The sequence below is a fragment of the Comamonas halotolerans genome (assembly GCF_030162935.1).
GTDB classification, from domain to species: Bacteria; Pseudomonadota; Gammaproteobacteria; order Burkholderiales; family Burkholderiaceae_C; genus Comamonas; species Comamonas halotolerans.
This window is the reverse complement of the sequence record NZ_JASAUZ010000008.1, coordinates 47222-63027: the sequence shown is the minus strand read 5'-3', so window position 1 is coordinate 63027 and position 15806 is coordinate 47222. Positions and strand designations below refer to the sequence as shown.

Annotated in this window: 21 protein-coding genes; 4 read left to right on the top strand and 17 right to left on the bottom strand. The window is 52.3% G+C overall.

The window, feature by feature from the left end; genetic code table 11:
- A partial coding sequence (locus QEP11_RS06545; protein WP_284335840.1) for a helix-turn-helix domain-containing protein occupies window positions 1–198 on the bottom strand: 198 nt, incomplete at its 3' end.
- 175 nt (window positions 199–373) lie between these two features.
- On the opposite strand from QEP11_RS06545, the gene QEP11_RS06540 reads away from it, so the two are divergent.
- Window positions 374–682, top strand: a complete 309-nt coding sequence (locus tag QEP11_RS06540; protein ID WP_284335839.1) for a hypothetical protein — start codon at window positions 374–376, stop codon at window positions 680–682.
- On the opposite strand, the gene QEP11_RS06535 is transcribed toward QEP11_RS06540, so the two are convergent.
- From QEP11_RS06535 to QEP11_RS06490, 10 genes are all read right to left on the bottom strand, one after another.
- Window positions 679–1242: a hypothetical protein gene (locus tag QEP11_RS06535; protein ID WP_284335838.1), complete on the bottom strand. Its 564-nt coding sequence runs from the start codon at window positions 1240–1242 to the stop codon at window positions 679–681. The two genes, QEP11_RS06540 and QEP11_RS06535, sit on opposite strands and share 4 nt — an antisense overlap.
- Window positions 1243–1801: 559 nt before the next feature.
- Entirely contained in the window at window positions 1802–2830 is a 1029-nt protein-coding gene (locus QEP11_RS06530; RefSeq protein WP_284335837.1) for a zonular occludens toxin domain-containing protein, read from the bottom strand.
- Window positions 2827–3114, bottom strand: a complete 288-nt coding sequence (locus QEP11_RS06525) for a DUF2523 family protein (protein WP_284335836.1) — start codon at window positions 3112–3114, stop codon at window positions 2827–2829. The genes QEP11_RS06530 and QEP11_RS06525 overlap by 4 nt, the downstream gene beginning before the upstream one ends.
- A complete protein-coding gene (locus tag QEP11_RS06520) occupies window positions 3111–4694 on the bottom strand; it encodes a hypothetical protein (RefSeq protein WP_284335835.1) in 1584 nt (527 codons plus the stop codon). Before QEP11_RS06520 ends, QEP11_RS06525 begins: the two co-directional genes overlap by 4 nt.
- 184 nt (window positions 4695–4878) lie before the next feature.
- Entirely contained in the window at window positions 4879–5118 is a 240-nt protein-coding gene (locus tag QEP11_RS06515) for a hypothetical protein (protein ID WP_284335834.1), read from the bottom strand.
- Window positions 5119–5138: 20 nt separating this feature from the next.
- On the bottom strand, window positions 5139–6089 hold the full coding sequence (locus tag QEP11_RS06510) for a rolling circle replication-associated protein (RefSeq protein ID WP_284335833.1): 951 nt from the start codon (window positions 6087–6089) through the stop codon (window positions 5139–5141).
- A gap of 62 nt (window positions 6090–6151) precedes the next feature.
- On the bottom strand, window positions 6152–6325 hold the full coding sequence (locus QEP11_RS06505; RefSeq protein ID WP_284335832.1) for a hypothetical protein: 174 nt from the start codon (window positions 6323–6325) through the stop codon (window positions 6152–6154).
- Window positions 6325–6588, bottom strand: a complete 264-nt coding sequence (locus tag QEP11_RS06500) for a hypothetical protein (RefSeq protein WP_284335831.1) — start codon at window positions 6586–6588, stop codon at window positions 6325–6327. Before QEP11_RS06500 ends, QEP11_RS06505 begins: the two co-directional genes overlap by 1 nt.
- Window positions 6588–6776, bottom strand: a complete 189-nt coding sequence (locus QEP11_RS06495) for a hypothetical protein (protein ID WP_284335830.1) — start codon at window positions 6774–6776, stop codon at window positions 6588–6590. The genes QEP11_RS06500 and QEP11_RS06495 overlap by 1 nt, the downstream gene beginning before the upstream one ends.
- Window positions 6777–6785: 9 nt before the next feature.
- On the bottom strand, window positions 6786–7094 hold the full coding sequence (locus QEP11_RS06490) for a single-stranded DNA-binding protein (RefSeq protein ID WP_284335829.1): 309 nt from the start codon (window positions 7092–7094) through the stop codon (window positions 6786–6788).
- A gap of 116 nt (window positions 7095–7210) precedes the next feature.
- Here QEP11_RS06490 and QEP11_RS06485 point away from each other — a divergent pair, with 116 nt between their 5' ends.
- Window positions 7211–7576, top strand: coding sequence for a hypothetical protein (locus QEP11_RS06485; protein ID WP_284335828.1), 366 nt, complete (start codon window positions 7211–7213; stop codon window positions 7574–7576).
- Window positions 7577–7756: 180 nt separating this feature from the next.
- Here the strand turns inward: QEP11_RS06485 and QEP11_RS06480 are convergent, their stop codons facing one another.
- Both QEP11_RS06480 and QEP11_RS06475 read right to left on the bottom strand, forming a co-directional pair.
- Window positions 7757–8233 carry a hypothetical protein gene (locus QEP11_RS06480; protein ID WP_284335827.1) on the bottom strand — a complete coding sequence of 159 codons (477 nt, stop codon included), beginning with the start codon at window positions 8231–8233 and terminating at the stop codon, window positions 7757–7759.
- A gap of 458 nt (window positions 8234–8691) precedes the next feature.
- A complete protein-coding gene (locus QEP11_RS06475) occupies window positions 8692–9687 on the bottom strand; it encodes a DNA-binding protein (RefSeq protein WP_284335826.1) in 996 nt (331 codons plus the stop codon).
- A gap of 113 nt (window positions 9688–9800) precedes the next feature.
- On the opposite strand from QEP11_RS06475, the gene QEP11_RS06470 reads away from it, so the two are divergent.
- Both QEP11_RS06470 and QEP11_RS06465 read left to right on the top strand, forming a co-directional pair.
- On the top strand, window positions 9801–10874 hold the full coding sequence (locus QEP11_RS06470) for a site-specific integrase (protein ID WP_284335825.1): 1074 nt from the start codon (window positions 9801–9803) through the stop codon (window positions 10872–10874).
- 132 nt (window positions 10875–11006) lie between these two features.
- Entirely contained in the window at window positions 11007–12101 is a 1095-nt protein-coding gene (locus QEP11_RS06465; protein ID WP_284335824.1) for an endonuclease/exonuclease/phosphatase family protein, read from the top strand.
- Window positions 12102–12592: 491 nt separating this feature from the next.
- On the opposite strand, the gene QEP11_RS06460 is transcribed toward QEP11_RS06465, so the two are convergent.
- From QEP11_RS06460 to QEP11_RS06445, 4 genes are read right to left on the bottom strand one after another with little or no spacing between them, the layout of a single operon-like run.
- Window positions 12593–13300 carry an SDR family oxidoreductase gene (locus QEP11_RS06460; protein ID WP_284335823.1) on the bottom strand — a complete coding sequence of 236 codons (708 nt, stop codon included), beginning with the start codon at window positions 13298–13300 and terminating at the stop codon, window positions 12593–12595.
- A 2-nt stretch (window positions 13301–13302) separates the two neighbouring features.
- On the bottom strand, window positions 13303–14013 hold the full coding sequence (locus QEP11_RS06455) for an ABC transporter ATP-binding protein (protein ID WP_284335822.1): 711 nt from the start codon (window positions 14011–14013) through the stop codon (window positions 13303–13305).
- Window positions 14010–14792, bottom strand: coding sequence for an ABC transporter ATP-binding protein (locus QEP11_RS06450; protein WP_284335821.1), 783 nt, complete (start codon window positions 14790–14792; stop codon window positions 14010–14012). The genes QEP11_RS06455 and QEP11_RS06450 overlap by 4 nt, the downstream gene beginning before the upstream one ends.
- On the bottom strand, window positions 14789–15799 hold the full coding sequence (locus QEP11_RS06445; protein WP_284335820.1) for a branched-chain amino acid ABC transporter permease: 1011 nt from the start codon (window positions 15797–15799) through the stop codon (window positions 14789–14791). The genes QEP11_RS06450 and QEP11_RS06445 overlap by 4 nt, the downstream gene beginning before the upstream one ends.
- Between the last annotated feature and the right edge of the window lie 7 nt (window positions 15800–15806).

Here is a 15806-nt window from a genome sequence, read left to right as displayed (position 1 = left end):
GTAGTTGAGCAATCGAAGTAACTTGTAAGTGGCAAAAGGAATGTCGTGCTTGCCGCTTAGCCAGTTATGCAAAGTGCGCTCGGTGATGTGCAGATACTTCGCACAAGCGGGCAGATCCATGCCCAAGGACAGGTACATGGCCTTGAACCTAAAAGCAAGCTGGGCGCGGGAATCCGGGTCATGGCGACGCAGACGCATGCGTTTCTTATTTAAATACAATGTATATTATGTTAAATCGCTTTTGGAGCAGATTTAACCGCAAAAACAGCTTCCCCAAAGCCCTATTTTTCAGCACGTCTAAAGCTGCATAACATGGCATGTGTTGTGCATGTTCAAAGCACCCCGACCGGCACAGTTTCCGCACTTGCTAACGATGCTCGACAACATCGCAAGTAGCGACGCACAAATAGCCAAATTCTTGGAAATATCACCCCAAACATTGCGCAAATATAGGCTCAAAGGCCAAGCGCCGCGCTTGGTTATGTTGGCCCTGTTTTGGGAGACTGTTTGGGGGCAATCAGCCGCAAATTGCGATGCAGTCAATTGGGGACGGCTGCAATTTCAGGAAAACCAGATGCTCAAGCGCCAAAACTTGAAGCTCAAACAGCGTATGCACTCGCTAGAAAAAGCACTAGCGGAAGTCGATCAAGCAGCAAACGGCCCGTTTTACGATGTGCGCTAGTCTTTGTATTGCTCATTGAATGCACGCTGTGCTCTGATAAAAGCATTAGCACATTCCACGCTAGCTTCGTTCATGCATGCCTGAGATGGTTGGTAGAAGCGCTTGAAAGCCGCTTCACGTTTTCTGACACGTTCGTCATGCTCTACCTGAAGCCGAAGCTGCAAAGCCCTTTCTTCATTGGCTTTTTGAATAAGAAGCAATTTCTCTGCCTCTTGTTTCTTCCTTTGCTCAGCAGCTTGTGCGTTAATTCTTGCGCTAATTTGTGCCTGATTAGCAGTCATTTGCTCTACTGCGCCCGTTGCAATACCTATGGCATCTTTAACTAATGTCGTCACATACCAACGATAGCCAAGCAAAGCTAGTACAAAGAACGCTGCAAAAAGAAGTATTACTTTGAAGAAATTATCTAGAGAGCGAGATTTAAGCCTTGCGGGAGCGCGTACTTCATCAAGTATGCGAATACGTCTTTTGGGCTCCTCAAATGACGGTTCTCGACGTGGAGGCAAACCTTCTTGCTCTCTCTGTCTCTCATGCCAGTAATCACGATCCTGTATTCCCATGCTTCCTCCCGCTTTATAGGAGGATCATGGTTGAATGGACGAATTCTCGCAAGCGAGAACCGCGCTCTAGCAGCAGTGGCTGTTGAGCCATTGCAACCAATGACACTTGTAAGTGCATCGGCTGTACTTGACCTAGCAGCGGGCGTGCGGCGCAAGCTTGCCCACCCTTGCTAGGTCTGCGTACAGCATCTCCACATCATGTCGTCACAGTTCGCCCCGTCCCAATCGGTGTAACGACTAACGATCGCTTTCGCAGGGGGAATTTAAGCGCACTGCCCGCTATGCTTATCCCGTTCACATTCGGCACAACCGGCAGCAAAGCGCTAAAGCGCCAAATACCGTGTTTATCAGCACGTAGCAAAGGCATCGCTAGAACAGACGTAGCGACACGCGGATAAAGCCTGCGCGAGAGCAAGAGCAACGAAGAGGCAGAGTTTCATCAAGTGAAAGCTGGAAGCAATGGCCAGACGCACAAAACACGCTGTGAGCACATCGACGGGTAAGCGTGCGAGAAAGGGCGAACTGCTGACTACAGGCCCCAAATAAGGCATGCGCGCACTCAAAACAGCCATCCTTTTTGAGTACCTATGACGGTGCCCGTCCATTCAGGCTGCGGCGGGTCAACTGGCGGCACAGGGTCGGGATACCAATCAACACTACCGCCCGAGAGCAGCACTTTTGGCGGAGCCGTATGTGACTGGCAATAACCGGGTTCAGGCTGCACTTGTTCGCCCTTGTCAGTGAAGCAAAGGCAGCGGTCAGCAGTAGAGATACAGCCAGACAGAACCGGTGCAGGAGGTTGAGCCTCTGTAGCTTTCGGCTGTGAGGTAGAAACACGCTTTTCTGCCTGGACTGGAGATGAAGCTACCGTAGGCGTTGAAGATGCAGCCTGCGCAATCTCAACTTGCTCAGGATCGAAGACCGCCGAGAACTTCGACCATGCCAGCGGTGCCAGCCAGAAAAGGCCGAGCAAGGACGCAAGGAAAAGATAGATAAGCGTTGGAGGCTTGCGCTCGACTTTCGTGTGAACGCGGGCACTCTTGTACAGCTTGAAATCGCGCTTGTTGTAGAACCAAGCCTTCTTGCTAAAAGCCTTTGAATACATCAAAGACCGTGAGCAGTGATCCCATTCGTAGATGATCGCAAAAGGCAAGTTCCCGATACGGCGAATATGCAGATGGCGACCGACCAACCCCTGCAAATGCCGATCCATATTGTTGATGGTTTGCGTCATCAACACAAAGTCAACGCCCATGTGCCGGTGCGTATCCAGCGCCTGAATATAGTCAGGAACCTTTGAACCATTAGGGCGAATCGGCCAGACTTTTTGCACCTCATCGAAAATGATTTGTGCACCCGGCTGTGCCCACTCTTGCCAGTTATTCAAGCCGCCATCAGCACGACCATCAATCAGCTCATGCTCAAGCTTCAAGCCATTGATGTTTGTGAAAATAACGCGGTCATGGATGATCTCGTTTTCGTTGTCATCAAGCTCAACAACCTGAGTACCGATAAGCTTTTTAATGATGTCTGAGATTGTGTAGAGGGTCTTACCGGCCCCCGGCGTTCCAGTAATCAGAGTGATCATGACGGATTAGCTCCAATGATTTTCTTGGCATTCATTGCTTGCCAAAGAACGACCCTGAACGCGATGGCCGCGACGATGATGCTGATGGCTTCGCCACCGCCAGCAAGCAGAAACAGTTCCAGCGCAGGCGCGGGAATGCGGTTAACGCTAGAGATCATTTGCGACTTGAGCTGATCGAACGCAGCAGTGAAACCGATGAATGACACAACGGTCATGCCGAGCGCCATGAGAATGCGGCCAGCAATCGGCTCAACCAAAGAGAGCAGAAAAGTACCTAGTTTCATGAGCCACGAACTCCACCAGCAAAGATCATCATTGCAATGAGCAGTGCAGACGCAATCAAGAAGGGCTGCATATAGTTTTGGACGTTGCTACACAGCGCTGGCATGTCGACAACATGCACTTGTTTGCCCATGAATGTGACCGCATCGACTGAGGGACAAGAGCCATTACCAAACAGACTTTCGTAGTCGTAGCTCAGGACAATCTGATCCGTCGGCACCTCGTCATCTGGCGTGTCAGCTTCGGCACAAGCCAGTGAATCTGGATGCTTCTCGCAGAAGTCGGAATCAGGTTCGTCTGGGGTGTCGTCAGTCTCTGTGATGTTTGTTGTAACGCTTGTGCTTGTGTTGTTCGTGATGTTGTTTGTGACGCTTGTTTTAGTCTCTGTTTTTTGAGTTGTCGTCATAGACGGGCCAGAGCCGGAGGAGCCCGAAGAGCCAGACGAACCAGAGGATGAACCGGGGCTAAAAGTGTTGGTTGCAGTTGTCGTTGTTGTTGTTGTCTGCGTACCCGAGTCTGTAGGGCCAGTATGACCCGCTGGAGCTGGTGTCGTTGTACCGGGCAGCACGTTAACGGGCCAGCTTGACTCAGTAACCCCGATGGGTACAGTGGCTGGCCCCGTGATCGTCGTACCCGTACCATCCGTATAAACGTTGACGCCTTCCGCTATTGCAGCAGCAGCTACAACAGCCGCAACCTCAGACCAAGGGCGGTCATTCAACTGACGCTCAAAGTAATCATCTATTGGGTCAACTGTTGTAGGTGCTTCAACGACGCAGCCGCCGTTAATGACGTAGTTTCCTTTAGCGCAAAAGGATTTCTGCGCAGAAATGGAAAACGAGTTTGAACCTAGATATTCCCCGTCCTTACTAATGACAGAGAGAATGCAATAAGGATTATTGGTACTTTCGTACCTGTAGTGACTTGAACCGCCTGAAACACGCTGCCCAGCACTTGCTTGACATGCCATTTCAGGAGAAGGAAACCATGAATCACCACCAGATTTGTACTCATAGCCAGTCGAGAGAATTGCAGCAGGGTCTGTGATCGGTAGACCGACAGTTCCATCATCATTAACCTGCACACGGGTTTCACCCCAATGCTCAACCGCATCAATTGCATACATACAAAGCAATGTGCAAGAAACAGCAGCAAGCATCACATAGGGATTGCCGGGTTTAACTTTTACAGAAGCCGCGGCAGCAAGTGCAGCCGCCGCAGCTGCAGCTACTTTTTTCTTGTCAATACCTTTTGAGATAACGACTTTTGCCCCTGAGCCACCTTTGTGCTTGTAAGGCAGGTCACCCTTTGTCGTTACCTTTGGCTCTACATCTGAAACCGTTGTCGTACTTGGAAAAGAGACAGTACCGGAGCCGGGAGGTGTTGTTGTACCGACAGGGTTCCACGTGTATGTGTTACCTGTCTTTTTGTACTCAAGCGTATTGGGGTGAGAGACAGCCCCGTTAGCAGGTTTAGGGATCGGCACATCAGCCGCATTCGCACCTACCGCAGCAAGCACCAGATAAGGAAACAACAGCCAGCGGCGTACATGTAATCGAGAGGATTTGACATGACTAGTCATGGTCTAGGCTCAGTTGTCGGATAGCGAGCTTGAGCAGATAAACAGGGATGCACATTGCGAGGATGATCCCCGTAAGGGTGTCCATGTCCTGCCTGTCTTGCTCACTGGGAGGCGCTGGCTGGACGACCAGCACCGCCTGAGTGGTTGCCTCAGTTGTTTGCTGATCGTCCATGGCGCTACCCGATTACAGGAAGCCGAGTTTGCGAGCGCCCCACTTTGCACCCCAGATTGCGAGGCCAGCGAGAGCGATAGCACCGACCACCGCGACAACAGCAGTACCGTTTTCCGTGGCTTTTTCTTTCGCTGTATCCAGCCAAGACGGAGCCTCTTGAGCCATGACGGCACCAGACACAGCCAGCGAAGTACCAGCAGCGGCCAGCTTGCTGCCATATTTACGGGCAACGCCCAAAGTTTGAGAGAACATAATTTTTTCCTCTGCCTCAATTAATGAATCACTGGACGCATAGAGGCGTCTGCATCCAATGGGTTAAACCAGTTAAAAGGCCCTGCTGCATCTATCGCTCTCGGATGCCGCCGCACCCGGACAAAGCGCGTAAAACTGCTGCCTGTTGGTGCAAATTCAGCAAGGAGGATTTCGCCAGTTGAAGCGTTTTCATATCCGCCGCCTTTCGCAGGTCTCCAGCGCTCACCGACTTCAGCATTCCCCTGCACATACGCAGGCCACATAACCCAGCGGCGAATACCGCGACCAGTAACGTCCAAGCCACCACAACCATGAATGCGTGCACCCCGTGGAAAATTGCCAATGTTTTTTTGTTCAATCTTTTTGGCGTAATTCATGATGTAAGCCACTGGCGCGAACGACTCCAAACGGTTCGACATGCCATGCCGCCACATGGGTGGCTCCCATCGCCCCCGGTTTTTCCAAGGACGATCAGCCATTGGAGGGGTTAACGCGTGATCCAGCCAAAGAATCACGTGGTAATGAATAACGCCGCGCTTCTGTAGTTCTGCACACCAGACATAGCGGACTTTTTTGCTACCCGTGCGGCTGTAATGCCACTTTCGCAAGCCATCGAGATACCGGCTGATGTGTTCTGCACGCCAAGCGTCGTTATCACCGCGATACGTCAGCGTCTGCATCCAGATGCGCTGATTGCGGGCACCCAAGTTATGCAGGCACTTGGCCGCAACGCCCAATGACTTGCGCAAGCGTGTAATTCGGGCAATGTTTTTATCTATCTCTACGGTCTCAGCTTCACCTAGCAACTCAGAGAAATTCTTAAATTCCCCCTCCTTGCAAGTTGTTGAAACTGAGACAAGCCCCGCGGCTACGCCGCGAAGACAGTCCATGCGAGCGCCCTGCTCTTCGTCTTGGCCGACCGCCATGCGACCGCGCATTTCATCGAATGCGAAGCCCATGCGGCGCGACACCTGCCATGGTTGAAATGGCATAGCGTGTTTGTCTTGGTCAAAACGGTGCTGGCGCTTGTACATCAGAAGCCCTCACCACCAAACGGATAGTCAGAAGGCTTTGGCGTGTCAGAGCGAGGAGTACTTGTTCTCGAATAATTGATTGGCCGCTGGGAGATAAAACCGAACACCATGCGCAAGCCAATAACCAGAACAATGGCAAAAGAAATGCCCATCCAGAAATCAAGTTCAAACATCACCGAACCCCTGTTTGAATCAAGTAATTGCCCTGCTCTCGCAGACGACAAGCGATGTCAAAGCATTGACGGTCGTAGTCAGGAGGCAGTTCACGCCCACGAGGTGGAAAATCCAGCCACTGCGCACGAGCACGCAGGGCTTCAAGCTGCTTTGCGCCGTTGGATTGACCAAAACGCAAAGAGTCTGGGACGGGAGCAAGGCGACCGAATAGGGTCGATAGGGTCATGCCTTCACCGGGGCGTGCCGTGATCAATACGATCATCAGAAGCCCTCCCCGCCTACTGGCACATCACCGGCCCAATAGGTCACATCAGTGAAGCAACCACCGTCTGAGCCAGTTGTGAGAGATACGGTCACACGATCCGCCTTGATATCGTGCGCACCATTGAATTGAGCAAGAAGAGACAGCAAGGCCCCTTCTGCAATGGCTTCACGCGCTGCGTGTTCCATGATTGCCCCTTAAGCCGCCGCAGCAGCTTTAGGCTTCAAAGCAATCAGCCGGGGGCTTATGCTCAGATTGCCGCTTCGATCCACGTAGACCGAATTTGGAGCCAATGTGTATTCACCAACTGGATAGAACAATGCAGCGCCCTGCTCGTTTTTCTCCAAGATGATTTCCACTTTCTCAGGGTACGGATTCGGATTGCCATTGCGATCCGAGGTATGCGCCCAGACGGTCTGAAAATTCAGGTCGTAGGCTTTGCCAGAGGTTTTGCCAGTGCCGCGCTGGTTGCGGACTTCGGTCGACTTCACCGAGATTTGAATCATGTTTGCTCCTATGATGAATTCACATTGAATTCACCACGGAGCCTAAAATGAATTCACTTTGAATACACAAATGAATTCATGATGAATACATTTGAGCAACACTTGGAGGCACACCTATGCAAACAACGATGGACCTGCTAGACAAGGCTTTAGAGTTGCACCCAGCGCCCTACTGGCACAAGAAATTAGGGCTCACGAGAACAGTGCTTCACACAGCAAAATTTCGAGGCAATTTAAGCCCCGCTATCGCTGGTGCATTAGCCGAAGAATTGGGCGAAGCAGCAGAAAAATGGATCGTGATTGCAGCGCTCGAAAGTGAGCGTGAAAGCGCGTGCAAATCGCGCATGGTGCGCAAGTTCATCACTGGAGCCGCCCTCGCCGGAGCACTTGCAAGCGCAAGTGGTGCTGCTACTGCTGCTGTAGCAAGCATTTCTCAAAACTGTGACAGCATGTATATTATGTTAAATCGCTTTTGCAGATAGCATGACACCGAGACAAGCATTCCCCTGTTCCTCCATCGATGCACATAGGCCGATGTTGTTGTTCAGGGCGCAATCGATCTATCAACTGGGGACAACTTTCATTTCAAGAGCCTCCAGCGCAAAAGGGAAAGCCCCAGTCTCTGAGCTTGAAGGCAGTCGACAAAACAGGAAACGTTCCATTCAACCGTTGTATTGCTCATCAAATTTGCGCTTAGCCTTGATATAAGCATTGGCACATTCCACTGTGGCGTCATCTAAACACTCTGGTGCAGGCGTGAAAAATTTTCGCCAGGCAATTTCCCTATTTGCTTGTTGTCGCAAAAGTTCTGTCTGTTCCTGTTGCTGGAATTGCTTGATTGCTTCGTCGTGATTGGTAGGCGTAGCCGTTGCCACTGGTTTACTTGGAACCGGAACAATGTTCGTCACCAATGATATGGCCTGTTTTCCTAGTTCCAAATATAAGAAGTAGATGACTGCAAGCAATGCCAATGTCCAAATAGACCGCACCAAGATCTTCATTGCGAAGCTAGGACGGCGCCTGAAAGAACGCTGATAAGGTTGATCAAATTCATCCACCCTCCAGTGATCTGGATCTTGAATTCCCATACCACCACTCCCTTTTTTGTTGTGGCGATCATAGGTAGACCAAGCCTCCATGAGCAAGCACCAAAAAACCACAAAGCTCCGATCACAGGCTTGGTTGGCTTGTTTTCTGTGCTTGGTTCTCTTTTTTTGACAAAACAGTCTTGTGGTCAGCACTCAATTTTCACTTCAGACTGCACGAGACCACAAAGGGTGTGGTGTCTGTAAACATCTCAATGCATCGGTTGAAGCCTGCAGACTTTTGAGGCAAAGCAGTTGAAAGCTGTGAAGTCGCAATCATCCATGAAGCTTGGCAAAAACCAAGAGGAAATGTGTCAAGCGACTGTGCGAAAGAGCGATGCCTCCAACCTTTGAGCACAGAGTTAATGAGCGGAGAATCCAGGCAACTATATTGAATCGATTCACAGCTGTGGACCGTGTTTTTGGCAGCACACACCACGCTGGATCTTGTGTAACAACGCCTGGAAGCTGAAGACACTGCCAAGGCATCTTCAGTCACAGCTTTGTTTCTGCTATTTACGCGGCAAACGTAAAGCCCGCTGTGTTAAAGCGCGTCGTTGCAAAGAACGGCTGCTGCGCAACTTGTCTGCGGTGGTATCCGCTCCGTTGCTCTGAAGCTCCAATGTCTGAAGACTTTTTGCTTGTTGAAGCAAGCCCTTCAACTCTTGCACTCGCTCGTTGGCCATGTCCAGTGCTTGTTGCAGGTTGATTTGTGCTGCACGTGCGTTCAACAATTCTTCCTCGGAACCTTGATGGCGGTTGTACAACTCTTCGTAGCGTGCAGCGGCAACGCGTTCGGACTCCAACTGTTGTTTCCTGGCTTTCTCTCCCTCCTGACGGCTGCGATCCAAGTCCGCCAGCATGCGGCGTTCGTTGCCAGCAAATTGCTCTGCCAAGCGTTGGCGTTCTTGCGCAGCAGCATCCAGTTCACGTGAGTGTTGTTCGCGCAGTGCTTCATTGGCTTTGCGCTGTTCAAGAATTTCCTCGCGCTGCTTTTCCAGCCACTGATCTCGTTCTGTCAACTGTTGCTGCATTTCATCCAGCCGACGCGACAAGTCCTCACGCTGCGCTTGAGCCAGCTTTAGCGCTGCATCCATCGCATTTCTCTGCTGCTGCAAGCCCTCTTCTCTTTGTTGCAGCCTACTCTTTAGGGCCTCCAGTTTGGTTTCTGACTCAGCTGCGGCTCTTTCTCGCGTCTCCAGGGTTTGTTGAGCCACTTCTTGTGCGTGCTGCAGCGCATGGCTCCAAAGTGATTGTGCAGCCTCAAGTACTTCTGTGGGCACAGAGTTGCGCAACTCCTGCGTTTGCTGATTCAGGCCCAGGCGCGCGCCCAGAGTGCTGAACCAGGCGTCCAGCATGGGGGCAACTGTGTTGGGCGACCCTCTTCCCATGTGCATGCGCACTTTTTCGATGGTTGGCTTATGCCCTTGTGCCAACAAAGCATCTGCTGCGGCCCAGACATCCGCTTCTTGGACGCCACGTGGAGTTTTTGGTGCTGTAACTTGCATAGGAATTAGATTACCATCGATAAGAGATTGTTATCGTGAGTTATTAAATATAACTGTATAACAACATACATAACATGTAGTATTTAATACTATTTGAAGAAAAAATGCAAGATATGGAAGACGAAAACCAGAAATTGACCGCTATCACGCCCCAAGATCTCTCCACGCTGAGCGTCAGCACACTGAATGCGCTGCGCGAGCTCTTGCGCGAAGGCGAAGCGGAAAATACGGTGCGCAGCTACCAAACTGCCATGCGTTACTGGGCTGGTTGGCATCAGTTCCGCATGGGTCAAGCCATTGCCTTGCCGCTACCCGTTGAGACCGTGTTGCTGTTCATTGCCGACCATGCCCAGCGCAGTACACCCTACGGTTTACGTTGTGAATTGCCACCTTCCATAGATGCAGCGTTGGTGCAGTCGGGTTGCAAAACCAAGCTGGGCGCACCAGCCCATAACACCTTGGTGCATCGTGTGGCAGTCATGTCCAAAGCCCACCAAAACCGTGCTTTGCCCAACCCCTGTCATGATGAAAAAGTGCGCGAGCTGCTTTCCCGCACGCGCAAGGCTTATGCAAAGCGTGGAGAACGTGCTCAAAAAAAGGATGCCATCACCAAAGATGTCCTGCAGCAGTTGCTGGCCACCTGCGATGACAGCCTGCGAGGTTTGCGCGACCGCGCCCTGCTCTTGTTCGCCTGGAGCAGCGGAGGAAGACGTAGATCAGAGGTCAGCAGTGCAGATATGCAAAACCTCAGGCACATTGGTCCTGATCAATATCTGTACGAGCTGACATTCTCCAAAACCAACCAAAGCGGTGCTGACCTGCCCGAAAACACAAAGCCTGTGCTGGGTCCTGCAGGCAAGGCTTTGACGGCATGGCTGCAAGCCAGTGGCATCACCGAAGGAGCCATTTTTCGGCGCATACGTAAAGGCGGCCATCTGGGCGAGCCTTTGCAAGCACCTGCAATTCGTGCCATCGTCAAGGAACGCTGCGAACTCGCTGGCGTGCAAGGTGATTTCTCTGCGCACTCACTGCGTTCTGGTTTTGTCACCGAGGCGGGTAAACGCAACGTGCCTTTGGCAGAAACCATGGCTCTGACGGGTCACCAGAGTGTGGCCACAGTGCTGGGCTATTTCCGCTCTGAATCTGTCATACACAACCAGGCTGCGCATTTGATGGATGAAGCATAGAGCGGGTGCTTTATTGTTGCATTTGCGTTCAGTGGATAGCCTTCGTTTCCAGGCGCTGCTTTATGGCTGCTGGCTGACGTACAAAGACTTCATGAATATTTAGGATGTTTGCTTTGTGCCATCTGTTTGCTCATGAAGTTTTTGCATTGGAGCCTGTCGGCTCTGGCTGTTTTCCTGATTACTGTCACCATCTTGCCTTGGTTCAAACATCCGGCTTGGTGGATCCGAATCTGGGATTTTCCACGCTTGCAACTGGCGTTGCTGTCTTTGCTAGGCAGCATGGTCACAGCTGGCTCTGCACTTTCCGGGCATTGGGAATGGAGCCTGCAACTGGTGTTTTTGATTACTTTGCTGTATCAGGTTTGGTGGATCTTGCCTTATACCCCGCTGTACAAATGCGAAGTGATGGATGCAGCCACCGGCACTGCAGATCCTCATCTGCGCGTCATGGCCAGCAATGTGCTTACCTCTAACCGCAATGCCCAGGGCCTGATCGATCTGGTGCAAAAGCACCGCCCCGATGTGCTGGTCACACTCGAGACTGATGCCTGGTGGCAGCAGCAGTTGCAGCCACTGGAGGCTGAGTATCCGTACCGCATCGCCTGTCCACTGGATAACCTGTACGGCATGCATGTGTACTCTCGCCTCAAGCTTAGCGATGAAACCATCAGCTATCTGGTGGAGCCTGACGTCCCCAGCATCCACGCCAGCGTTCATGTAAACGACTCGCTGGTGGTGCGCATGCATTTTCTGCACCCTGCGCCGCCCAGCCCTACGGAAAACGACGAATCTACCGAGCGCGATGTGGAGCTGTTGCTGGTTGCACAAAGCTTGCTGAAAGAGAAAGGCCCGGTGATTGTCACCGGCGATTTGAACGATGTGGCATGGTCGCCTACCACACGCATGTTTCGCAAAATCAGTCGTTTGCTAGATCCACGCGTGGGACGTGGGATGTTCAACAGCTTTCACGCCCACTATTTCTTTGCGCGCTGGCCGCTGGATCATTTCTTTCACAGCGACCATTTTCAGGTGGTGAATGTGGCGCGCCTGTCCTCTATCGGTTCAGATCACTTTCCTGTGTTGCTGGAAGTGCAATATCACCCCGCCAATGCCGACCTGCAAGAAGGTCTGGAAGTGAACGCAGAAGATAAGGCGGAAACAGTCCAGAAGCTGGCCGAAGAAGGTGCTGATGTACGTGCTGTGCCCCAGCCTGAAAGTAAAGGATAAAGGATGAAAGGTTTTACAAAATGGACGTCATCACGCTGCAAATGATACGTTTGACCAACCAGGATCAGTCAGCCTCTGCGCTGTGCAGGGAGAACCACAGCAGCAACAAAGCAGCCACGCCCACAAAAGCCCAAAGGAAAAAACTCGGCCGCTTGCCAGCCACTTGCGCACCGAAGCAAAAAACAGCTTGTTGGAATATGGGCGGGGCCTCAAACGCATGGCGTACGCGCTATTCAATCAACAAAGGCGCAAGATTGGTGCATTGCACAAGATCACGAAGGCTTGTATGAGCGCCTGAGGTCTGTGAAAAACCATATCTGTAGATATGGCGTGAATGCATCCGCAACGCCTGGCAAGGAAAAGTGTTTTTGCACAATTTTGCCGCCGCAAACTTTCAAAACAAGCTGCCGTTACTGCAATAGCCATCCCTCAATTGCTGGTGCATGACAGCATTGGGAAAAACTGAGTGAACTTGATTTGAGGAAGGCCAATTACAATACCGAGCGCATCAGGCCACCATCGACACGAATGTTCTGGCCATTGATATAGGCACCGCCTTCGCTCACCAGAAAGGCAATCGTGGCAGCTACTTCTTCAACCGTACCGTAACGCTGCATCGGCACCGCATTTCTTCGCGTCTCTTGTTCGGGTTTACTATTAATCCAACCGGGCAACACATTGTTCATACGTACATTTTTTGGGCCGTATTCATCGCAAAACAATTTTGTAAAGCTGGCCAACCCTGCACGTGAGACTGCGGAGGTGGGAAACAAGTCTGCAGGCTCAAACGCCCAGGCGGTGGAGATATTTACGATAGCTCCGCCTCCTTGGGACACCATGATTGGCGTAACCACGCGCGCGGCACGCACCACATTCAAAAAGTAAGCTTCCAGACCCTTGTGCCAGTCTTCGTCTGTCAATTCCAGCACTGGCGCACGCGGGCCATTGCCTGCCGAATTGACCAGCACATCAACCCGCTCCCAGCGCTCCATGACCAGATCGATCAATTTTTGAATGTCGGCCTGGTTTTGATTGCTGCCTGTTACACCAACCCCGCCCAGTTCTTGGGCCAGCGCTTCCCCTTTTCCGGAGGAAGACAGAATGCCGATGCGGTAGCCGTCTGCGGCAAGTTTGCGGGCAGTGGCTGCGCCCATGCCTGAGCCAGCAGCAATAATGATGGCGGTTTTGTTTTCGACCATATTCAGAAGTTAATCAGTTTCTTGTCCAAATTCCTGGATTTGCCGCACCAAGTGCTCACTCCACGATCCAATATGCATATTTGATTGACTAGCTTAATTATTTTTTCAACGTATTTATCCACCACCAAAGTCGCCTGCCCTTGCGTCTTCAGCTTTGTTAGGCATTTCCAAATCTCTTCCCTAATCACAGGTGCCAATCCTTCAGTTGCCTCGTCCAGGATCAACAGTTTGGGATTGGTCGATAAAGCCCGGCCAATTGCCAGCATTTGCTGCTCGCCGCCTGATAGCTGATTGCCCATATGACGCTCTCGCTCTTTGAGGCGCGGAAAAAGCGCATAGATTCGCTGCAAATCCCAGGCCGCTTGCTGCCTTGCATCTGGCTTGCGTGCAAAAGCAACCAAATGCTCACGCACCGTCAAATTGGGAAAGCATTGCCGTCCTTCGGGCACCAGCGCAATGCCACGGCGGGCAATTGCGTCAGCCGGCAAATTGGTAATGTCCTTTCCCTCAAACAGTATCTGTCCTTTGCGCACGGGCAGCGCGCCAGTGATGCATTTGATGGTGGTGGATTTACCCATGCCATTGCGGCCCAGCAAGCTGACGACTTGATGCTGCTCAATGACCAAGTCCACGCCAAATAGCACCTGACTGGCACCATAGCCAGCTTCAACGCCACACACTTCAAGCAGGGGAGTTTCCGAACTTCTGCTCATGCCATGCCCTCTTCCTGTTTCTGGTGTTCTTCTTCCTGCCCCAGATACACGGCTTGCACACGTGGATCATTCTGAATCTCTGCAGCAGTACCAGCGGACAGCACCTTGCCGTAGACCAGCACGGTGATGCGGTCTGCCAGCTGAAACACCGCGTCCATATCGTGCTCGATGAGCAAAATCGCCATGTCAGGGTGGCGTGTGCGTAGCTCGGCAATCAACGCGGTCATCTCCGCAGACTCTTCAGGGCCCATGCCAGCGAGAGGCTCGTCCAGCAATAGCAATTTGGGGGCTGCGGCCAATGCCAAGGCCACGTCCAGTTTGCGTTGTGCGCCATGAGGCAAGCTGCCTGCGCTGCGTTGCCAGTCAGCCTGCAGTTGTACGCGTTGGGCCAAATCCCAGGCCTTGGCTTTCAGTTCTGCATCCTTATCGCGCACTTTGAACCAGCGAAAGCTGTTGCTGTGGTGGGCTTGCACGGCAAGCAGCAGATTTTCTGCCACGCTGAGCTTGGGAAAGATACTGGTGATTTGAAAGCAGCGCGAAAGGCCTGCAGCTACCCGCTGGTGCGGAGCAAGATGAATCAGCTCCGAGCCACCCAGCTTGATAGAACCGCCGTCTGCAGGCAACAAGCCAGAGATCAAATGCACCAGCGTGGATTTGCCTGCGCCATTGGGGCCAATCAGGGCATGGATTTGGCCACGCTCTACTTGCAGGTCGACATGATCGGTTGCCGTGAGCGCGCCAAAGCGCTTGACCAGTCCCTGAATGTTCAAGAGGCTCATGCTGCGGCTTCCTTCTTGTGAAAGAGCGCAGACAATCCACGCGGCGCAAGAAACACCACAGCCACCAGCAGCAAGCCCATGGGTGCATGCCAGTATTCGGTATGCAGCTTGAGTACTTCTTCCAGTGTCAGCCATACAGCCACGCCCAATGGCGCTCCCCACTTGAGGCCGATGCCGCCTATGACGACCATGACAATCAGCAGCGCCGATTGGCTCCAGTGCATGAGTGATGGGCTGACAAACAGGTTTTGCGTGGCAAGCATGGCCCCGGCCAGACTCGCAACGCCACCGGCCAATGCAAAGGCCAGGAGCTTGAGACGGAACGTGGGGTAACCCATGGCCTGCATGCGCGTTTCGTTGTCGCGAATGCCTTCCAGTGCGCGACCGAAGTAGGAACGCTCCATGCGTGACTGCGCTAAAAAGACTGTGAACAGTGCAATCAGGACAATGGCAAATAGCCAGTTGCCTTCGGCGTTGATGCTGCCAGCTGCTGTTTCGAAGAGCACCAGCGGGCTGTACATGGTGTAGCCATCGTCTCCACCATACGCACGCAGTGACACGGCCACGTAATACAGCATTTGCGCAAAAGCCAGCGTAATCATGATGAAGTACACACCCTTGGTACGCACAGCCACCAGACCGATCAAACCGGCAATGACAGAGCCTGCCACAGCAGCCACCAGCCAGATAATCCAGGCATTGCTGAAACCGCTCTCCATCATGGCGACTACAGCGTAGGCCCCTACACCCACAAAACCAGCGTGGCCCAAGGCAGCAAGACCCGCACGGCCAATGAGAAAGTTCAAACTGAGCGCTGCCATGCTGACAATGAGAATGCGACGCACAAAATCTACGTAATAGTCCAGCCCCAGCGTGGGGGCCAGCCAGGCAAACACCGCCAGCAGCGCGGTGATAAACAGCAGCACACCATGTCCCACCCAGCGGGAATGGGTATTGGGCGTGATGGGCGGCGGCGTGGTGGTGGTGGAAACAGAAGAAACAGACACAGGAATC